The 17876-nt window shown below is 71.4% G+C and carries 19 protein-coding genes and 1 pseudogene; 6 read left to right on the top strand and 14 right to left on the bottom strand.

From position 1 onward, the window contains the following. Positions 1 to 14: 14 nt before the first annotated feature. Both G537_RS0108955 and G537_RS0108945 read right to left on the bottom strand, forming a co-directional pair. The gene (locus G537_RS0108955) at positions 15 to 359 is read right to left on the bottom strand and encodes a hypothetical protein (RefSeq protein ID WP_026869830.1); all 345 of its coding nucleotides are present in this window, start codon (positions 357 to 359) and stop codon (positions 15 to 17) included. A 262-nt stretch (positions 360 to 621) separates the two neighbouring features. After that, positions 622 to 1533, bottom strand: coding sequence for a dihydrodipicolinate synthase family protein (locus G537_RS0108945; protein ID WP_026869829.1), 912 nt, complete (start codon positions 1531 to 1533; stop codon positions 622 to 624). A 326-nt stretch (positions 1534 to 1859) separates the two neighbouring features. Here G537_RS0108945 and G537_RS0108940 point away from each other — a divergent pair, with 326 nt between their 5' ends. Then, positions 1860 to 2162, top strand: coding sequence for a hypothetical protein (locus G537_RS0108940; RefSeq protein WP_026869828.1), 303 nt, complete (start codon positions 1860 to 1862; stop codon positions 2160 to 2162). A gap of 199 nt (positions 2163 to 2361) precedes the next feature. Beyond that, on the top strand, positions 2362 to 4359 hold the full coding sequence (malQ, locus tag G537_RS37085) for a 4-alpha-glucanotransferase (RefSeq protein WP_034851156.1): 1998 nt from the start codon (positions 2362 to 2364) through the stop codon (positions 4357 to 4359). A 3-nt stretch (positions 4360 to 4362) separates the two neighbouring features. On the opposite strand, the gene G537_RS0108930 is transcribed toward malQ, so the two are convergent. The 3 genes from G537_RS0108930 to G537_RS0108920 form a co-directional block, all read right to left on the bottom strand. Next, positions 4363 to 4932 carry a type 1 glutamine amidotransferase domain-containing protein gene (locus G537_RS0108930; RefSeq protein ID WP_026869827.1) on the bottom strand — a complete coding sequence of 190 codons (570 nt, stop codon included), beginning with the start codon at positions 4930 to 4932 and terminating at the stop codon, positions 4363 to 4365. Between the two features lie 93 nt (positions 4933 to 5025). Continuing rightward, on the bottom strand, positions 5026 to 6600 hold the full coding sequence (locus G537_RS0108925) for a 5-guanidino-2-oxopentanoate decarboxylase (RefSeq protein WP_026869826.1): 1575 nt from the start codon (positions 6598 to 6600) through the stop codon (positions 5026 to 5028). A gap of 111 nt (positions 6601 to 6711) precedes the next feature. Further along, the gene (locus G537_RS0108920) at positions 6712 to 8001 is read right to left on the bottom strand and encodes an MFS transporter (RefSeq protein WP_026869825.1); all 1290 of its coding nucleotides are present in this window, start codon (positions 7999 to 8001) and stop codon (positions 6712 to 6714) included. A gap of 138 nt (positions 8002 to 8139) precedes the next feature. Here G537_RS0108920 and G537_RS0108915 point away from each other — a divergent pair, with 138 nt between their 5' ends. Then, entirely contained in the window at positions 8140 to 8766 is a 627-nt protein-coding gene (locus G537_RS0108915) for a TetR/AcrR family transcriptional regulator (RefSeq protein ID WP_026869824.1), read from the top strand. A 6-nt stretch (positions 8767 to 8772) separates the two neighbouring features. On the opposite strand, the gene G537_RS0108910 is transcribed toward G537_RS0108915, so the two are convergent. Beyond that, entirely contained in the window at positions 8773 to 9318 is a 546-nt protein-coding gene (locus G537_RS0108910) for a DinB family protein (protein WP_211230334.1), read from the bottom strand. Between the two features lie 114 nt (positions 9319 to 9432). On the opposite strand from G537_RS0108910, the gene G537_RS0108905 reads away from it, so the two are divergent. The 3 genes from G537_RS0108905 (at position 9433) to G537_RS0108895 (ending at position 11479) form a co-directional block, all read left to right on the top strand. Then, a complete protein-coding gene (locus tag G537_RS0108905) occupies positions 9433 to 9786 on the top strand; it encodes a DUF6559 family protein (RefSeq protein ID WP_026869822.1) in 354 nt (117 codons plus the stop codon). Between the two features lie 106 nt (positions 9787 to 9892). Continuing rightward, entirely contained in the window at positions 9893 to 10348 is a 456-nt protein-coding gene (locus tag G537_RS0108900) for a thiol-disulfide oxidoreductase DCC family protein (protein ID WP_211230333.1), read from the top strand. Positions 10349 to 10432: 84 nt separating this feature from the next. Then, complete coding sequence (locus G537_RS0108895; protein ID WP_026869820.1) at positions 10433 to 11479, top strand: AI-2E family transporter; 1047 nt, start codon at positions 10433 to 10435, stop codon at positions 11477 to 11479. Positions 11480 to 11492: 13 nt separating this feature from the next. On the opposite strand, the gene G537_RS37080 is transcribed toward G537_RS0108895, so the two are convergent. From G537_RS37080 to G537_RS0108860, 8 genes and pseudogenes are all read right to left on the bottom strand, one after another. Continuing rightward, entirely contained in the window at positions 11493 to 12335 is an 843-nt protein-coding gene (locus G537_RS37080; protein WP_034851044.1) for an alpha/beta hydrolase, read from the bottom strand. 154 nt (positions 12336 to 12489) lie between these two features. Beyond that, positions 12490 to 12924, bottom strand: a complete 435-nt coding sequence (locus G537_RS0108885; protein ID WP_051248230.1) for a RidA family protein — start codon at positions 12922 to 12924, stop codon at positions 12490 to 12492. Between the two features lie 2 nt (positions 12925 to 12926). Continuing rightward, the gene (locus G537_RS0108880) at positions 12927 to 13403 is read right to left on the bottom strand and encodes an acyl-CoA thioesterase (RefSeq protein ID WP_026869818.1); all 477 of its coding nucleotides are present in this window, start codon (positions 13401 to 13403) and stop codon (positions 12927 to 12929) included. Then, complete coding sequence (locus G537_RS45555) at positions 13400 to 13729, bottom strand: AMP-binding enzyme (protein WP_342665199.1); 330 nt, start codon at positions 13727 to 13729, stop codon at positions 13400 to 13402. Before G537_RS45555 ends, G537_RS0108880 begins: the two co-directional genes overlap by 4 nt. A 181-nt stretch (positions 13730 to 13910) precedes the next feature. After that, positions 13911 to 15038 (bottom strand): annotated as a pseudogene (locus tag G537_RS37075) (AMP-binding protein); the annotation flags it as partial. Between the two features lie 25 nt (positions 15039 to 15063). Beyond that, on the bottom strand, positions 15064 to 16233 hold the full coding sequence (locus G537_RS0108870) for an acyl-CoA dehydrogenase family protein (RefSeq protein ID WP_026869817.1): 1170 nt from the start codon (positions 16231 to 16233) through the stop codon (positions 15064 to 15066). A 2-nt stretch (positions 16234 to 16235) separates the two neighbouring features. Further along, positions 16236 to 17066 (bottom strand): enoyl-CoA hydratase family protein, encoded by an 831-nt coding sequence (locus G537_RS0108865; RefSeq protein ID WP_026869816.1) that lies wholly within the window; start codon positions 17064 to 17066, stop codon positions 16236 to 16238. A 7-nt stretch (positions 17067 to 17073) separates the two neighbouring features. Beyond that, positions 17074 to 17847 carry an SDR family NAD(P)-dependent oxidoreductase gene (locus G537_RS0108860; protein ID WP_026869815.1) on the bottom strand — a complete coding sequence of 258 codons (774 nt, stop codon included), beginning with the start codon at positions 17845 to 17847 and terminating at the stop codon, positions 17074 to 17076. Between the last annotated feature and the right edge of the window lie 29 nt (positions 17848 to 17876).

Genomic DNA, 17876 nt, shown 5'->3' with positions numbered 1-17876 from the left:
ACGGTCCCCGGCCTTCACGTCTTCGTTCGCGCTTCGAGATCTTCGGACGAGCGATTGGCTGCGATGAGGATGCAGATCTCGTCGACGGCGTCGCGAGCCGCGTCCTCGATCCTCCGGAATGATGGATTGTCGGCTGCCACGAAACCGGGCCTGACGGTGCCATCCGGCATCGCCACGAGGACGCCGTCGATCGCAGAATGGCAATCCACGGAAAGCCCGTTCGCCATGTCGCCGTGCTCCTCGACAGGCACGACGGAGCGCACGAAGGCCGCTAGCATCAACTCGAGTCCGAGTTGCCTCCCCTTCAGGTGATCGATCGACTGCTGGAGTTTCTGGGGCGTCGACACAGGGCGTTTCATTGGTGTTCTCCCATGTGACACGCAGGCTGGACCAGGCGATCAAATCGCGTTCTGCTGCGCATAAGGGCCGCAGTCATGGGTCGCGTCTCCCAGATCGCCCAGGTGTCCGATACCGGGACCCCGGTCCATCTGTACCTTCTTGATTTGGGACCGATCGGCCTTCCGGTCCACCACCTGACGCTGGGTTCCATGGACGGCGGCGCTGCGGCGCGTCGCGCCGCAGCGAGCACGGAATGACGATCAGTTCTTGGACTCGCCGGTCTCAGAGCCCGTACTTGGCCAGGTCTGGCCGATTGGCCAGCGCGGTGCGGACGATGGTCTCGACCCGGTCGCGCTCCGCCCCCTGCAGTTCCAGCCGCGGCTGGCGCACCACGGTCGAGGTGCCGCGCACGATCGCCTCGGCCAGCTTGACGTTCTGGACGAAGCGCAGCGACACGTCGAGGTGCAGCAGCGGCATGAACCAGCGGTAGATCTCCAACGCCTCCGGGATCCGACCGGCCGCGACCAGCTTGTGGATCGCCACGGTCTCGCGCGGGAAGGCGCAGACCAGGCCGGCGACCCAGCCCACGGCGCCGAGCATCAGGCTTTCCAGCGCCAGGTCGTCGACCCCGGTGAAGATGGCGTAGCGGTCGCCGACCGTGTTCAGGATGTCGGTGATGCGGCGGACATCGCCCGAGGATTCCTTGATCGCGACGAAGTTCGGCTCGTCCGCCATCTCGGCGAACATCTCCGGCGTGATGTCGACCGAATAGGCGATCGGGTTGTTGTAGACCATAATCGGCAGGCTGGTGGCCCGGGCCACGGTGCGGAAATGGTGGATGGTCTCGCGCCGGTCGGAGACGTAGCGCATCGCCGGCAGCAGCATCAGCCCGTCCATGCCCGCGGCCGTAGCCCGTTCCGCCAGCGCCACACCGGCGCGAGTCGAATCCTCGGCCACGGTCAGCAGCACCGGGCGGCCGCCCGCCGCTTCCTTCGACGCCACGGCAATGGCCATCTTCTCATCGGCGGTCAGCGTGCTGGCCTCGCCGATCGAGCCGCAGCAGATGATGCCGTCGACGCCGTTCTCGATCTGGAACGCGACATCGGCGCGCACCGCCGCCAGGTCGACCTCCTGCGCCGCGTCCATCTTGGTGGTGATCGCCGTGTAGACCCCGGTCCAGCGCTGCCCCGCCATCGCCTGCCTCTCTCCCTGTGATCAGCCGCCGATCCGCGGCGGCCGGTCCAGGATACCGCCTGTATTTAATTTGTCGACAGACATGTGCCGGACCGAAGCGAGCCCTTCGCTGGCGACATTGCACCGCAGCATTTCCTGCAAACCTATGTTGCACCGCAAAATGGTATGATTATTCTCATCAGGTGCAGGGAGGCACGGCCAAGCCCGATCCGGGCCGCAGCTCCGCCCTCTTTGCACCACATTTTACGGGCATTTGACCGGCCCGGCCGACGCAGGGCCGGATCGAATGTCCAGAGCAACGGGTGAAGGTTTACGGGAGCGATCCAATGCCTGCCGTCAAGAACGTCCGCTATGTCACCAAGCGCGAGCTGCCGACGGTGGAAGACGCGCTGTACGCCGCCGAGGGGCTGACCGCCGACTACGAGGAGCGGCTGCAGATCGCCGCCGAGCTGAGTGGCCTGTCGCTCGACGAGGTCCGCGCCGCGGCCGAGGCCCAGGCGGCGGAGATGGCGAAGAAGTCGACCCTCCGCATCACCTCGACGATCCGCTCGAACACCGGAAGCGCCGTGGTGGTGGAGCGTCGCCGCACCCGCAGCGTGGCGATGCCGCGCTCGCTGACCCTGGCCTGAGTCGCCAGATCCGGACGATAGCCGTCCGGCCGAGATTTCGATCCCGTGCCTGCATGGCGCCCAGCGCCGCTGCGGGCACGGGATTTTGATTCCGGCAGACCGCTTCCGCCAGCGTAGCCTTTCCCATCCGAGATCCGGCTCCATATGATCACAGCCGCGCCGCGGCGTGGCCGAGGGGAAGGGTCTTGTTTTGGATCTTGTGGACGACGCCTTGCGCGACCGGGCCCGCCGGGCCGGCATCGCGCCCGACTGGACTGACGTCACCGGCAAGGCCCGTAGCGTGGCGCCGGAGACGCTGAAGCGGCTGCTGGCGCTGATCGGTGCCGACGAGCCGGCGTCACCCGTCCCGCCTCTGGTCACCGGCCAGATCCATCAGGCGATCCCGCTTCCGCCGGCCGCCGGCACCGGCGCCGCCGTCCTGGTGCTGGAGTCGGGCGACCGGACCGACATCACCGTGCATCCGGGCGACGACGGCCGCTGCTGGGTCCCGCCGGTCGACCGGACCGGCTATCACCGGCTGCTTCTGGGCGACCGTGAGATCACGCTGGCGGTGGCGCCACCGCGCTGCTTCGGCCTGGACGAGGTCGCCCGCGGCGGCCGGATGTGGGGCCTGGCCGCGCAGATCTACAGCCTGCGAAGCGCGGGAGACGGCGGCATCGGCGACAGCCGCGGCATCGTCGAGCTCGCCCGGGCCGCCGGCCGCGCCGGCGCCGATGCGGTGGCGCTGAGCCCGATCCATGCCCTGTTCACGGCGGAGCCGGGGCGCTTCGGCCCCTACTCCCCCTCCAGCAGGCTGTTCCTGAACCCGCTGCTGGCCGATCCCGCCGCGCTGTTCGGCGCTGGTCGAGTCGCCGCCGCGATCCGGGCGGCGGGCGTGGCCGAGGCGCTGCGGCGCGGCGAGTCCCGGACGCTGATCGACTGGCCGGACGCGGCGTGGGCGAAGCTGGCGCTGTTCCGGACCCTGTTCGACGGCTTCGATGCCGAGGCCGGCGGCGGTCTGGCCGAGGAGTTCGCCGGCTTCGTCCGGGCCGGCGGATCGCTGCTGCAGGACCATGCCCGGTTCGAGGCGCTGCACGCCGCCCGCTTGGCCGCCGACCCGGCCGACCGGGACTGGCGGCGCTGGCCGGCGGCGCTGCGCGACCCCCGCAGCAGCGCGGTGGCGGAGTTCGCCGCGGCGCAGGATCGCGAGGTCCGCTTCCACCTGTTCCTGCAATGGCTGGCCGACCGCGCCTTCGCCGCCGCCCAGGCTGAGGCGCGCTCGGCCGGCATGCGGCTCGGCCTGATCGCGGATCTCGCGGTCGGGATGGACGCCACCGGCAGCCATGCCTGGAGCCGTCCGTCGGACGTGCTGGGCGGCGCCAGCATCGGGTCGCCGCCCGACGCCTTCAACGCCGACGGCCAGAACTGGACCCTCGCGGCCATCTCGCCACGGGCGATGGTCGAGACCGGCTTCGCCCCCTTCCTCGACACGCTGCGGGCGACTCTGCGCCATGCCGGTGGCATCCGCATCGACCATGTCATGGGGCTGGCCCGGCTGTGGCTGGTGCCGGACGGGATGGCCCCGACCGAGGGCGCCTACCTGTCCTATCCGGTGGAGGATCTGCTGCGGCTGGTGGCGCTGGAATCGCACCGCCACCGCGCCGTGGTGATCGGCGAGGATCTCGGCACCCTGCCCTGGGGCTTCGCGGGGCTGCTGGCCGACCGCGCCGTGGCCGGCATGCGGGTGCTGTGGTTCGAGCGCGAGGGCGAGGGCTTCAAGCCGGCCGAGCGCTGGGACGCCGGCGCCGTGGCCATGAGCTCGACCCACGACCTGCCGCCGGTGGCCGGCTGGTGGCGCGGCACCGACATCGCGGCTCGGGCGGAGCTCGGACGATATGCCGACGGCGGAGCTTCCGAGCGGGCGCAGCGCGACGCCGATCGGACCCGGCTGTGGCAGGCGGTCGGCGCCGGCCCCGAGCCGGACCAAACGGGGCCGGTGGTCGACGCGGCTTTGCGCTTCGTCGCCCGCAGCCCGTCGCGGCTGGCGCTGATCCCGCTGGAGGACGCGCTGGGGCTGGAGCAGCAGCCGAATCTGCCCGGCACGATCGACGAATACCCGAACTGGCGCCGGCGGCTGGACCGGACGGCAAGCGAAGCGCTGGCCGAGCCCACAGCGGCCGCGCGCCTCGCCGCCCTCCGCCGCGAGCGCCAGCGCTGAGCGTCAGCTCGCGGCCATCCGGCCGCTGTGCCGGCCTTCGGCGAACTCCTCGACCATCTTGGCGTTGAAGGCCGGGATGTCATCTGGCGACCGGCTGGTGACCAGGCCCTGGTCGACCACCACCTCGCGGTCATGGACGGTGGCGCCGGCATTCTCGAGATCGACCTGGATCGCCTTGTAGCCGGTCATCTCGCAGCCATCGACCACGCCGGCGCTGATCAGCAGCTGCGGGCCGTGGCAGATCGCCGCCACCGGCTTGCCGGTGTCGAAGAAGCCGCGCACGAAATCGAGCGCCCGCTGGTTCATGCGCAGCTGGTCCGGGCTGTGCACCCCGCCCGGGATCAGCAGGCCGTCATAGCCCTCGGGCGCCGCGCGGTCGAGCGTCACGTCGACCGGGAAGCTGTCGCCCTTATCGAGATGCTTGTGGCCGGTGACCTGGGAGGATTCCGGGCTGACGATCTCGACCGTGGCGCCGGCCTCCTTCAGGGCCTTGACCGGCTCGGTCATCTCCACCTGCTCGAAGCCGTTGGCGACGAGCACGGCGATCCTGCGTCCGTCGAGACGTTCGGGCATGCCAACCTCCATACCTGAGAAGGACGGCCGCGGAAGCGCGGGCCGTCATCCCGGGCAATGGCATCCGGCGAAGGGTGGTTCCGGAAGACCGGACTACGCCGCCGCGACCTCGATCAGGGTCGGCTTGCTGTCGTCGAAGGCGGCGGCCAGACGCTGCGGCAGGTGGCGCGGGTCGTCGACTGCGGCATAGCCGCAGCCATAGGTCGCGGCCATGGCGTCGAAGGCCGGCGGGTCGATCTCGACGCCGAGGCGCGCGATCCCCGCCTTGTCCATGCCATAGGCGATCTGGCCGAGGCCGCGGTTGTTCCAGACCACGACCGGCAGCCCCAGGCCGAGATCGGCGGCCGTCCCCAGCTCCTGGCAGGTGAAGCCGAGGCCGTAATCGCCGGCCAGCGCCACCACCTGCGCGTCGGGCCGCGCCAGCTTGGCGCCGACCGCCGCCGGCAGGGCGTAGCCCAGCGTGCCGAAGCCGACCGGGTGCAGCCAGCCGCGCGGCTGCCGGGCCGGGAAGACGACGTTGGCGGTATAGGCGATCTGGGTCATGTCGGTGACCACCACGGCGTCGTCCGGCAGCGCGTCGCGCAGCCGCGACAGGAACGCCAGATGGCCGGGCTTGTCGCCGAACTCGGCCGCGTCGGCGGCCCGGCGCACCGGCTCCAGATCGCCCGCCCAGACGGAGCGGCCGCCGAGATCGGACAGGGCCGCGGCCAGCCCCTCCAGCGCCAGCCCGGCGTCGCAGAGCAGCGGCACCGCGGGCCGGTGGTCGCGCACCAGCACGTCGGGATCGATGTCGACCCGGATCAGCGCGCCCGGAACGCGCAGCGGCGCCCAGCGGTCGGTCATCGACAGCTCGGTGCCGACCGCCAGCACGACATCGGCCTCGACGATCAGCTTCTGCCCCTCCGCGGTGCCGATGCGGGCGCCGATCGAATGCGGCCCGTCATCGGGCACGATGCCCTTGCCGGCGATCGAGCAGGCGACGACCGCGCCCAGGCTTTCGGCCAAGCGCCGGGCCGCGGCGGCCGCATCCACGGCGCCGCCGCCGAGCAGGATCAGCGGCCGCTTCGCCCCGCGCAGCAGCGCGGCCGCCTGCGCCAGCGCCGCCGGGTTGGGCGCGGGCAGAGGCAGGGCCGGCAGCGCGCCCGAATCCTCAGGCGCCTCGGCGGTGGCGACGTCGAGCGGCAGCTCGATATAGACCGGCCGCGGGCGGCCCAGCGCCATCCGGGCCAGGCTGAGATCGGCCGCGGCACGGGCCTGGGACGGATCGACCACGGTGAGGGCGGAGGCGACCAGCCCCTCCATCGCCAGGCGCTGGTTGCGCATCTCGTGCAGCTCGCCGCGGCCGAGGCCGAGATCGGCGCGGGCATTGACGGTGGACAGCACCACCATCGGCACGCTGTCGGAATAGGCCTGGCCGATGCCCGTCGCGGCGTTGAGCAGGCCGGGGCCGGTGATCAGCACGCAGATCGCCGGCCGGCCGCTGGCCCGGGCGTAGCCGTCGGCCATGAAGGCGGCCCCCTGCTCGTGCCGCACAGCGACATGGCGCAGCCCGTTGCGGCCGAGGGCGCGGTACAGCTCGAGCGTGTGCACGCCGGGGATGCCGAAGGCCGTGTCCACGCCGCTGCGGGTGAAGGCGTCGATGATCGCCTGGGCGCAGTTGTCCGCCATGAAGTCTCTCCCCGGATTGCGACTCGTTGCCGGAGAGACTGCCCCGCGGAGCGGCCGATGACCACCCCCGCGGCCGTCGGGGCAGGGCTTCGCCCCACCCCGTCGCGATGGTCAGGCGGCGGCTTCGGCCAGCCGGCCGGCGGTGGGACGCGGGCCGCGGCCGATCGCCAGCACCATGAAGGCGGTGCCGACGCAGATGATGCCCGCGACCAGGAAGGCCAGGAGATAGCCGTCCATGGCGGTGCGGATCACCCCGGCGCCGAAGGCGGCGGTGGCGGCGCCGACTTGGTGCGCCGCGGCAATCCAGCCGAACACCACCGGCGCGTCGTCCTTGCCGAAGGCGTCGTTGGTCAGCTTCAGCGTCGGCGGCACCGTCGCGATCCAGTCGAGCCCGTAGAACACGGCGAAGACCGACAGGCCGTAGAAGGTGAAGCCGGAGAAGGGCAGGTAGATCAGCGACAGGCCGCGCAGCCCGTAGTACCAGAACAACAGCCAGCGGCTGGAATAGCGGTCGGACAGCCAGCCCGAGGCTGTGGTGCCGATCAGGTCGAAGATGCCCATGGCGGCCAGAAGGGCGGCGCCTGTCGTCACCGGGATGCCCTGGTCCAGGCAGGCGGCGATCAGATGGGTGCCGATCAGCCCGTTGGTGGTCAGGCCGCAGACGAAGAAGCTGCCGGCCAGCAGCCAGAAGTCGCGCTTCTTGCTCGCCCGGCCGAGGATGCGGAAGGCGGTGACGATCGGGTTGCCGGTGGCGGCGGCCGGCGCGGCGCCCGGCGCCTCGCCGTAGCGCGAGAGGCCGACATCCTGCGGCCGTTCGGGCAGCAGCAGGGCGACCAGCGGGATCATCGCGGCAACGGCAAGGGCGACCACCCAGGCCACCGGCTTCCAGCCGAAATCCTCCGCCACCGCGGCCAGAATCGGCAGGAACACGAGGGATCCGGTGGCGGTGCTGGCGGTCAGGAGGCCCATGACCAGGCCGCGCCTCTCCTGGAACCAGCGGTTGACGATGGTGGCGCCGAACACCATGGCCGCGATGCCGCTGCCGAAGCCGACCAGGAGGCCCCAGGTCAGCACCAGCTGCCATTCCTGCGTGATCAGGGTCGAGCCGGACACCGCGGCGGCCAGCAGCGCCAGGGCGAAGATGATGACCGGACGGATGCCGAAGCGCTGCATCGCCGCCGCGGCGAAGGGCCCCATCAGCCCGTAGAGGAAGATGTTCACGCCGATGGCGAAGGAGATGGTGTCGCGGCTCCAGCCGAAGGCCTGCTCCAGCGGCACGATCAGCACGCTGGGCGTGGCCCGGACGCCGGCGGCCGAGAGCAGGACGAAGAAGGCGACCGCGGCCGCGATCCAGCCGTAATGCGTGCGGCCTGACACCAGGCGGGCGACGAGGGCGGTCATCGGCGGTACCCCTACAGCTCCGGCGGATGGTCGTTGCGACTGGACAACGGCGGCGATCCGGCCCAAATGTAACCGATCGGTTCGTCGGCCGGAAAGACGTACGAACCGGTCGGTCACATGTCAACCCCGAGAGGTGGGATGATGGCGCAGACGAAGACGACCCGGGAGGCCGCGGCGGCGGACGGCGCCGCGCCGAAGCGGGCGCGCGACCGGATCTTCGCGGTCGCCGACGAGCTGTTCTACCGCCAGGGCATCCGCGCGGTCGGGGTCGACGCCATCGCCAAGGAGGCGGGCGTCGCCAAGATCAGCCTGTACCGCGCCTTCCCGTCGAAGGACGACCTGGTCGTCGCCTATCTCGAGGACCGCAACGCCGACTACTGGCGCCGCTGGGACAAGGCCTTCGCCAAGCATGAGGGCGATCCGAGGGCGCAGCTGCGGGCGCTGATGGAATATCTCGCCGACCGCACCACCGCCCCGAACTATCGCGGCTGCCCCTTCACCAACGACGCGACCGAGTTCCCCGACCCGAGCCACCCCGGGCGGCGGGTGGCCGAGGCGAACAAGCGCGAGCTGCGCCGCCGGATGCTGCAGCTGGCCGAGACGCTCGGCGCGCCCGACCCGAAGGCGCTGGCCGACGGCCTCGTGCTGCTGGTCGAGGGCGCCTATGCGATCAGCCAGACCCTGCGCGGCCGGGACGGCCCCGCCCAGGCGATCGTCTGGGCCGCCGAGGCGCTGGTCGACGCGCAGCTGGGCAAGGGCGCCTGAACCTCCCTACCGCCGGTCCAGCCCCAGCTGCTTCAGCTCCGCCTCCCGCCGCGGCGCGTCGGAGGCGAGGAAGAACTCGTCGAGCTGCGGCGGCTTCACCCGGGTTCCGGACAGCATGGCATGGGCCTGGCCGCGGTGATGGATCTGGTGCTGGAACAGGTGGGCCAGGATGGCGGTGACCGTCTCGCGATAGGCGACGCCGTCGCGGCGGTCGATCGGCACCACCCGGTCGAGGCCAGCGGCGTCGAGCCCGTCGCAGAAGCGGACGAGATCGCGGTCGGTCTGGGCCTGGACCGCGGCCAGGTCGACCGCGTCGGGATAGGGGACCGGATCGACGGGGTACTGCCGGCCGGTGCCCTTGAGATCGGCGAGGTAGGCGCGGTCGACGACCAGGATGTGGTTCAGCGTCCGCCGCAGCGACGGGAAGAAGCCGGTGCGCGGCGCCGCGAACTCCTCCGGCGTCAGCCTGAGGCAGGCCGCATGCAGCCGGGCATTGGCCCAGGCGTTGTTGCGGGCCATCTGGCGGAAATGGTCGGCCAGCGACATCGCCATGCGGTCCTCCCTGTCCTTCATTGCCGGAAAGTCTTCGCGGCTTTCCAGGTACCGACTGGAGGCTTCTGAGCGGACGCCCTCGCCTCGCCTGCCGGGATCTGAGAGAATACTGACATGTTCTGGCACTTCTTCCAGTCTGTCCGGCTGCGCTCCGCCGCCCGGCGTTGGGCCCGAGAAGCCTGGCCGCAGTTGCAGAAGGACTACGGCAGCGGCGAGAGCTTCACATCGGATCAGATCCGAGCCGCAGCCCGGCGGGTCGGCCTGTCTGACCGGTACCTGGTGATCGGATATGCCGTTTTCCTGCCGGAGGAAGCGTTCGCGGAACTCGCAGGCCCCAATCCGATCCCGGATCGAGACTCGCTACGAGCCCTGTTCTGGGAACATGCGGATGTCGGTATCGAATCCGAGGGCACCGATGGGATTGCCTATCCCGTTCCCCGCTATCTGGGTGGCGACCTGCTTCGCTGATAATCTTCGAAGCCTTGCCAATCCGCGGCAGCCCCGGCGCCGTGGCGCCGGTTCCGCCGATGCCCTAGGCTCTCCGTCCGGCGGCGACGAGACGGGCCGGAACGGGATGATCGAGCGGGAACCCTATAGCTGGCGGCAGGATCCGGCGGTACCGCGCTTTCCGGACGACCGGCCGGTCATCATCTTCGACGGTCTCTGCGTGCTGTGTTCCGGCTGGGCCCGCTTCATCCTGCGGCACGACCGGGCGAAGCGGTTCCGGCTGCTGCCCGCGCAGTCGCCGACCGGGCGAGCGCTCTACATCCATTACGGCCTCGACCCCGAAGATTACGAGACCAACATCCTGCTGGCCGACGGCATCGCATGGTTCAGATCCGAGAGCGTGATCCGGACCGCGCTGGGGCTCGGCTTCCCATGGTCGCTGGCGGCGGCGCTGCGACTTCTGCCTTTCGCCTGGCGCGAACGGCTGTACGGCCTGCTGGCGCGCAACCGCTTCCGCCTGTTCGGCCGGCGCGACGCCTGCATGGTGCCGGCGCCGGGTCAGGAGGACCGTTTCCTGACATGACCGGGAGAGCCCGGCGGAACGTTCCGTCCGCCGCGCCGTTGCTCAGGCAGGATCTGCGTCTCCGCATGCAGGAAGTGCATCGCCATGCCGCCCGATGTGGCGGGCATCGCCCTTCGCGCCGCCGTCGCCACCCTCAGCGCCGTCTCCGTCGTCGCCCTCGTGCTGCTGGTCTGGCGGATCGCGGACATCCTCCTCCTGGTCTTCGCCTCGGTCCTCCTGGCCCTGCTGCTGCGCGGGCTGGCGGACTGGATCGCACGGCGGACGGGCGCCCCGATCGCCGTCGGGCTGGGCGCCGCCATCGGCCTGATCCTGCTGGCCGCCATCGGCAGCTTGTGGCTGTTCGGCGCGGAGATCGCCGGCCAGTTCGATCACCTGACCCGGATGGTCCCCGATGCCTGGGCGCGGACGCGGGACCTGCTCGAGGACCATCGCTGGGGGCTTGCCCTGGTGCGCCTGATCGAGGATTTCGAACCGTCGGACATCGCGGGCGGCGTGCTGCGCAATGTCCGCGGCGCCACGATGGCTCTGGCCAGCTTCGTTGCCGCCATGGTGCTCGTGGTGGTCGGCGGTGTGTATCTGGCGGTGGAGCCGAGCCTCTACCGCCGGGGTCTGCTCCACCTGCTGCCACGTCGGGGACGGGCTCGGGCGGAGGCGGTGCTGGACCATTGCGGCGCCGCCCTCCGCCAATGGCTGAAGGGGCAGGTCCTGGCGATGGCGATGATCGGCACCCTGTCCGGGCTGGGGCTGGGGCTGCTGGGCGTTCCCTCGGCCGCGGCGCTCGGCCTCATCGCCGGACTCGCCGAGTTCGTGCCCTTCGTCGGCCCGATCGCCGGCGCCGTCCTCGCCCTGCTCGTCGCCTCCGCCCTGGGCCCCGCGACCATGCTCTGGGTCCTGATCCTGTTCCTGGCGATCCAGCAGATCGAGGGCAACCTGGTGACGCCGCTGATCGAGCGCCGGCTGGTCTCGCTGCCGATGGCGCTGACGCTGTTCTCGATCGTCGCCATGGGGGTGGTGTTCGGCCCGCTGGGCGTGCTCCTCGCCACGCCGCTGACGGTGCTGCTCTACGCGCTGGTGGCCAAGCTCTATGTCGAAGGGGTGCTCGGCCGCCGCGTCCCGCCGCCGGGCGGTTGAGCCGGCCGGCCCGTCACCGCGCCAGCCGCAGCACCGCGTCGAACACCGGGGTGCCGGGACGGCCGATCTCCTCCACCACGTCGAAATGGTGCCGGCCGGGGACCGGGACCGGCGTGCGGGTGAGGGTCGGCCAGGCCGCCGCCATCAGCGCCGACTGGCGGTGGAACTCTGCCGTCTCGTCGCCGCCGACCAGCAGCTCCAGCGGCGCGCCCGGCCGCGGCTCCGGCACCTCGTGCAGGCTCCAGGCCTGCGCCTGCTCGGGCGTCAGGCGGATCAGCTCGTTCATGCTGGTGCGCAGCAGCGGCCGCAGGTCGAACACGCCGGAAATCGAGACGCCGCCGGCGAAGGGCGCCGCCGGAAGGCCGCGCACCGCCCAGTCCGTCGCCAGCATCGAAGCGGTCAGGTAGCCGCCGGCGGAATGGCCGCTGGCGATCAGGCATCGCCGCTCGGCTTCGTCCAGCAGGTTCGCCCAGGCGAAGGCGACGGCGCGGCGGCAGCAGTCCGCGATGCCGGCGATCGTCACTTGCGGGCACAGCGGATAGTTCAGCACCAGCGTGGTGAAGCCGGCCGGCACCAGCGCCGCCGCGGCCCAGGACACCTCGTCCTTGGACGAGGCCCGCCAGTAGCCGCCATGGATGAACACCACGGCGCCGCGCGGCCGGTCGGCGCGGAACAGGTCCAGCGTCTCGCGCGGGTCCGCGCCATAGGCGATGCCGGCCTGATGCGGCAGCCGCTCCCTGGCGGCCGCGGCGGTGTCGAGCCAGCGGCCGAAGACGCCCGGCAGGTCGGGGACGGTGACCCGCGGGTTGTACTCCCGCTCGCACCAGTCCGGGTCGTCGTAGCGGAGGGTGATCATCGCCGCCTATCCGCCACAAGCAATTTTTTACTGTCATGCCCGGGCTTGACCCGGGCATCCAGGGGCCACGAAGAGCCGCTCTGGCTGCCCCTGGATTGCCGGGGCAAGCCCGGCAATGACAAGAAGGAGAAAGCGGGAGAGGCAATCATCCGCGTCACTCCGGCAGCACGGCGGTGGCCTCGATCTCGACCAGCGCCGCCGGCTCGACCAGCTCGACCACCCGCATCACCGCCATGGCGGGGTAATGCGCGCCCATCACCTCGCGATAGGCGCGGCCGAGCGGCTTCAGGCTGGCGCGGTAGGCCTCCATGTCGGTGACGTACCAGGTCAGCCGGGCGATGTGCTGCGGCCCCGCCCCGGCCTCGGCCAGCACCGCCAGGATGTTGCGCAGCGCCTGCGCCACCTGTTCGACCAGACCGTCGGCAAAGCGGCCCTCCGCGTCCCAGCCGATCTGGCCGCCGACGAAGACCACGGGCCCGCGCCCCATCACGCCGTTGGCATAGCCCTTCGGCGCCGGCCAGCCCTCCGGCTGCAGCGTCACCAGGCCGCCTGTTCCTGCCCGCCCGGCGCCGTCCGGTCGACCGATCATCGTCACGTCGCGCATCTCCGCTGATAGGATTCCACCGCTTCCCGGATGTCCGCCGGGATCGGGATCGCCGCCGCCTCGTCGAGATCCGTCGTCACCAGCACCAGCCGCCCGGCCAGCACCGGCTCGCCGTCGCGATGTCCGTGGAGGACGAGGCCGATCGAGCTGCGGCCCATTGCCTCGACCAGCACGGTGAGATCGAGCCGGTCGCCCATCCGCAGCGGCTTCAGATAGTCGCATTCGGCCCGGACGTAGCCGAGCCCGACGCGCCGGTCGCGGATGATGCCGTGGTAGTCGAGGCCGAGCCCGGCGACGAACCAGTCCTCCACCGCGATCTGCATCATGCCGAAAGTGCGGGCGAAGAAGACGATGCCGGCCGGGTCGCAATGCTCGAACCGGATCGGCTGCGCCGCGGTGAAGGCTGCAGCGGGCAGGTCGGCAGCGGCGATCGCCGGGGCACGGGCGGGGCGGGTTGCAGTCACGATGCTTTCGCCTCGGTTTCGGCGGCCATGCGGCGCAGCTGGAAGCGCTGCAGCTTGCCGGTCTCGGTGCGCGGCAGCCGGTCGAGGAACTCGATCGCCCGCGGGTACTTGTAGGGCGCGATCTCGGCCTTCACATGGTCCTGCAGGGCCTTGCGCGTCTCGGCCGAGGCCGGGACGCCGGGCTTCAGCACGACATAGGCCTTCACGACCTGGCCACGGTCCGGGTCCGGCGCGCCGACCACGCCGCATTCCTGCACCGCCGGGTGGGTCAGAAGCGCGTTCTCCACCTCCGGCCCGGCGATGTTGTAGCCGGAGGAGACGATCATGTCGTCCGACCGCGCCTGACCAGAAATAGCCGTCGGCATCGCGGCGATAGGTATCGCCGGTGACGTTCCAGCCGTTGCGGACATAGACGCGCTGGCGGTCGTCGGCGAGATAGCGGCAGCCGGTCGGGCCGCGCACCGCCAGGAACCCGGCCTCGCCGTCCGGCAGCTCGTTGAAATCGGCGTCGACGATCCTGGCCTCGTAGCCCGGCACCACGGTGCCCGTCGCGCCCGGCCGCACCGCGCCGGGGCGGGAGGCGATGAAGATGTGCAGCATCTCGGTGGCGCCGATGCCTTCGGTGATCTCGATGCCGGTGGCGTCGCGCCAGGCCTCGAAGGTGGCGGCCGGCAGCGCCTCGCCGGCCGAGACGCAGCGGCGCAGGCTGGACAGGTCGCGCCCCGGCTTCTGCGCCAGCATGGCGCGGTAGGCGGTGGGCGCGGTGAAGCAGATGGTCGGGCGGAAGCGCTCGATGCCTTCGAGCAGATCCGGCGGCGACGCCCGCTCCAGCAGCACCGAGGAGGCGCCGGCCCGCATCGGGAACAGCACCAGGCCGCCGAGCCCGAAGGTGAAGGCCAGCGGCGGGCTGCCGATGAAGCGGTCGGACTCGTTCGGTTGCAGCACCTGGCCGGAATAGGCGTCGCAGATCGCCAGAATGTCGCGGTGATTGTGCATCGTCCCCTTCGGCACCCCGGTGGTGCCCGAGGTGAAGCCGATCAGGCAGATGTCCTCCGCCGCCGTGTCGACCGGAGCGAACTCGGCCGGAACCGTCGCCATGCGGGCCTCGAGATCGGCCTCGGTCCCGCCGCCGAAGGTCAGGATGTGCTCGAGCGCCGGCGCCTGGGCCCGCGCCGCCTCCAGGTCCGGCAGCAGCCGGGCGTCGCAGATGGCGAGGCGCACTTGGGCCTTCTCGATCATGAAGGCCAGCTCCTTCGGCCGCAGCAGCGGCATGGTCGCGACCACCACCGCCCCAGCCTTCAGCGCGGCCAGGTAGCAGGCGACCATCATCGGGTTGTTGGCCGAGCGCAGCAGCACCCGGTTCCCCGGCACCAGTCCCGCGTCCCGCACCAGCACCCGGGCGATGCGGTTCACCCGGTCGAGCAGCTCGGCATAGGACCATTCGACGCCCGGCGCGATCAGGCAGGGCCGGCCGCCGCGGCCTTCGGCGACGTGCCGGTCCAGCAGCTCGGCGACGCAGTTCAGCCGCGGCGGATACTGCAGCGCCGGCAGGGTGAAGCGGAATTCCGGCCACTGGTCCCGCGGCGGCAGGTTGTCGCGGGCGAAGCTGTCGACATGCGCGCTCTTCGTCTCCATCTCGCCTCTCCCGTTTCTTGCGCCGTCATTCGGTTTCCGCCAGCAGCTGGCGGGCGATGACGATCTTCTGGACTTCGGTGGCGCCCTCGTAGATGCGGAGCGCCCGGATCTCGCGATACAGCTCCTCGACCTTGACGCCGCGGGTGACGCCGAGGCCGCCGAACAGCTGCACGGCACGGTCGATCACGCGCTGCGCCGCCTCGGTCGCATGCAGCTTGGCCATCGCCGCCTCGCGGGTGACCCGCGCGGCGCCGCGGTCCTTGGCCCAGGCGGCGCGATAGATCAGGAGCGCGCTGGCGTCGATCTCGGTCGCCATCTCGGCCAGCGCCGCTTGGCTGAGCTGCAGGTCGCCCAGCGACCCGCCGAACATCTTCCGATCGCGGGCCCGGCCCAGCGCCTCGTCCAGCGCCCGGCGGGCGAAGCCCAGCGCCGCGGCGCCGACGGTGGAGCGGAACACGTCCAAGGTCGCCATCGCGACCTTGAACCCCTCCCCCGCCCCGCCGATGCGGTTCTCGAGCGGCACCCGGCAGCCCTCGAAGCGCAGCGTGGCCAGCGGGTGCGGCGCGATCACCTCGATCCGCTCCGCCACCGTCAGCCCGGGTGCGTCGGCCGGCACCAGGAAGGCGGAAAGGCCGCGGGCGCCCGGCGCCTCGCCGGTGCGGGCGAAGACGACATAGTGGTCGGCGATGCCGCCATTGGAGATGAAGGTCTTCACCCCGTCGATCCGCACCGCATCCGGCCCGTCCGGCACTGCCGTCGTGCTCGTGGCGGCGACATCGGATCCGGCCTCGGGCTCGGACAGGGCGAAGGCGGCGATGGCGCGGCCGTCGCGCACCGGCGGCAGGATCCGGTCCTTCAGGGCGTCCGTGCCGAACAGGGTCACCGGGCCGGTGCCCAGCCCCTGCATGGCGAAGGCGAAATCGGCCAGCCCGTCGTGCCGGGCCAGGATCTCGCGGACCAGGCATAGGCTGCGGACGTCCAGCCGCTCCGACGCGCCGCCATGGCTGGCCGGGACCGCGTGGCGCAGCCAGCCGGCCTGGCCCAGCGCCGCGACCAGGCGGCGGCAGGAGCCGTCGACGTCGTGATGGTCGACCAGCCCCGGCAGCGTCCGCCCGGCCCAGTCGTCGAGCGCCGCCGCCAATTCCCGGTGGCGGTCCTCGAAGAAGGGCCAGTCGAGGAAGCTGCGGTCGGGCATCGCTAATTCCCCTCGAACACCGGCCTGGTCTTGGCGGCGAAGGCCTCGTAGGCGCGGCGGAAGTCACGGGTCTGCATGCACACCGCCTGGGCCTGGGCCTCGGCCTCGATCGCCTGGTCGACGCCCATGTCCCATTCCTGGTGCAGCATCCGCTTGGTCATGGCGTGGGCGAAGGTCGGGCCGTCGGCCAGCGACCGCGCCAGCGCCATGGCCTCCTCCAGCAGCGCCTCCGGCTCGACCAGCCGGTTGAGGAAGCCCCAGCGCTCCGCCTCCGCCCCGTCCATGCTGCGGCCGGTGTAGAGCAGCTCCGACGCCCGTCCCTGGCCGATGATGCGGGGTAGGATCGCGCAGGCGCCCATATCGCAGCCGGCCAGGCCGACGCGGCTGAACAGGAAGGCGGTGCGGCTGCGCGCCGTGCCGAGGCGCAGATCGGACGCCATGGCGAGGATCGCCCCGGCACCGGCGCAGACGCCGTCGACCGCGGCCACGATCGGCTGCGGGCAGGCGCGCATCGCCTTGACCAGGTCGCCGGTCATCCGGGTGAAATCGAGCAGCCCGGCCATGTCGCGGTCCAGCAGCGGCCCGATGATCTCGAACACGTCGCCGCCGGAGCAGAAATTGCCGCCGGCCCCGGTCACCACCACCGCCTTGATCGCACCGTCGGTGGCGAGCGCCCGGAACAGCGCCACCAGCTCGGCATAGCTGTCGAAGGTCAGCGGGTTCTTCCGCTCCGGCCGGTTCAGGGTGATGGTGGCCACCTTGCCCTCGACCGACCACAGGACGTGCTCGGCCTGATAAGCGGAGAGCGGCGGGGCGATGGTGAACTGGGTCATTGCGGCCTCACATGACCTCGCCGCCGGCGACCGGCAGGGCGATGCCGTTGACGCTCGCGGCCTCCGGCCCGGCCAGCCAGGCGACGGCGGCCGCCACCTCCTCCGGCCGGATCAGGCGGCCCTGCGGGTTGCCGCGGATCAGTTCGGCCCGGATCTCGTCGGGGCTGCGGCCGGTCTTGCTCTCGATCCGGGCGACGGCGCCTTGCACCAGATCGGTGTCGGTGTAGCCGGGGCAGACGGCGTTGACGGTGACGCCTTTCGTGGCGACCTCGCGGGCCAGGGCCCGGGTCAGCCCGACCACGCCGTGCTTGGCGGCGCAATAGGCGGCGACGTAGGGATAGCCGGTCAGCCCGGCGATGCTGGCGATGTTGATCACCCGGCCCCAGCCGCGCTCGGCCATGTCCGGCAGCACCAGCCGGGTCGCCTCGTAGACCGCGCCGAGATTGAGATCGATCATCCGGTCCCACAGCGCCCGGTCGGTGCGGGCGAAGGGCGCGCTCTCCGCCGCCCCGGCATTGTTGACCAGGATCTCGACGGGGCCGTGATCCGCGGCCAGCCGCGCGACGGCGGAGTCGAGCTGGTCCGGCCTGGTCACGTCGGCCACGGCATAGGCGCGGGCCCGGCCGGCGGCGACGGCTTCGGCGAGACGAGATTCGGTGCGGCCCAGCACGGTCACGACGGCGCCCCGCGCCGCCAGCGCCGCGCTCACCGCGGCGCCGATGCCGCCGCCCCCGCCGGTGACCAGTGCATGCTTACCCGTCAATCCGTCCGGTACAGGCATGGCGACCTCCCACGAGAGATACTTTAAGC

The sequence above is a fragment of the Inquilinus limosus DSM 16000 genome (assembly GCF_000423185.1).
In the GTDB taxonomy this organism is placed as follows: Bacteria; Pseudomonadota; Alphaproteobacteria; order DSM-16000; family Inquilinaceae; genus Inquilinus; species Inquilinus limosus.
The sequence above is the reverse complement of the archived record's forward strand: the minus strand, read 5'-3'. Positions and strand labels throughout refer to the sequence as shown.

Excerpts from the sequence above, each read along its gene's own strand:
- G537_RS0108955 (WP_026869830.1), bottom strand. The coding sequence starts at position 359 with ATGAAACGCCCTGTGTCGACGCCCCAGAAACTCCAGCAGTCGATCGAT.
- G537_RS0108945 (WP_026869829.1), bottom strand. The coding sequence starts at position 1,533 with ATGGCGGGGCAGCGCTGGACCGGGGTCTACACGGCGATCACCACCAAG.
- G537_RS0108940 (WP_026869828.1), top strand. The coding sequence starts at position 1,860 with ATGCCTGCCGTCAAGAACGTCCGCTATGTCACCAAGCGCGAGCTGCCG.
- G537_RS0108930 (WP_026869827.1), bottom strand. The coding sequence starts at position 4,932 with ATGCCCGAACGTCTCGACGGACGCAGGATCGCCGTGCTCGTCGCCAAC.
- G537_RS0108925 (WP_026869826.1), bottom strand. The coding sequence starts at position 6,600 with ATGGCGGACAACTGCGCCCAGGCGATCATCGACGCCTTCACCCGCAGC.
- G537_RS0108920 (WP_026869825.1), bottom strand. The coding sequence starts at position 8,001 with ATGACCGCCCTCGTCGCCCGCCTGGTGTCAGGCCGCACGCATTACGGC.
- G537_RS0108915 (WP_026869824.1), top strand. The coding sequence starts at position 8,140 with ATGATGGCGCAGACGAAGACGACCCGGGAGGCCGCGGCGGCGGACGGC.
- G537_RS0108910 (WP_211230334.1), bottom strand. The coding sequence starts at position 9,318 with ATGGCGATGTCGCTGGCCGACCATTTCCGCCAGATGGCCCGCAACAAC.
- G537_RS0108905 (WP_026869822.1), top strand. The coding sequence starts at position 9,433 with ATGTTCTGGCACTTCTTCCAGTCTGTCCGGCTGCGCTCCGCCGCCCGG.
- G537_RS0108900 (WP_211230333.1), top strand. The coding sequence starts at position 9,893 with ATGATCGAGCGGGAACCCTATAGCTGGCGGCAGGATCCGGCGGTACCG.
- G537_RS0108895 (WP_026869820.1), top strand. The coding sequence starts at position 10,433 with ATGCCGCCCGATGTGGCGGGCATCGCCCTTCGCGCCGCCGTCGCCACC.
- G537_RS37080 (WP_034851044.1), bottom strand. The coding sequence starts at position 12,335 with ATGATCACCCTCCGCTACGACGACCCGGACTGGTGCGAGCGGGAGTAC.
- G537_RS0108885 (WP_051248230.1), bottom strand. The coding sequence starts at position 12,924 with ATGATCGGTCGACCGGACGGCGCCGGGCGGGCAGGAACAGGCGGCCTG.
- G537_RS45555 (WP_342665199.1), bottom strand. The coding sequence starts at position 13,729 with ATGATCGTCTCCTCCGGCTACAACATCGCCGGGCCGGAGGTGGAGAAC.
- G537_RS0108870 (WP_026869817.1), bottom strand. The coding sequence starts at position 16,233 with ATGCCCGACCGCAGCTTCCTCGACTGGCCCTTCTTCGAGGACCGCCAC.
- G537_RS0108865 (WP_026869816.1), bottom strand. The coding sequence starts at position 17,066 with ATGACCCAGTTCACCATCGCCCCGCCGCTCTCCGCTTATCAGGCCGAG.
- G537_RS0108860 (WP_026869815.1), bottom strand. The coding sequence starts at position 17,847 with ATGCCTGTACCGGACGGATTGACGGGTAAGCATGCACTGGTCACCGGC.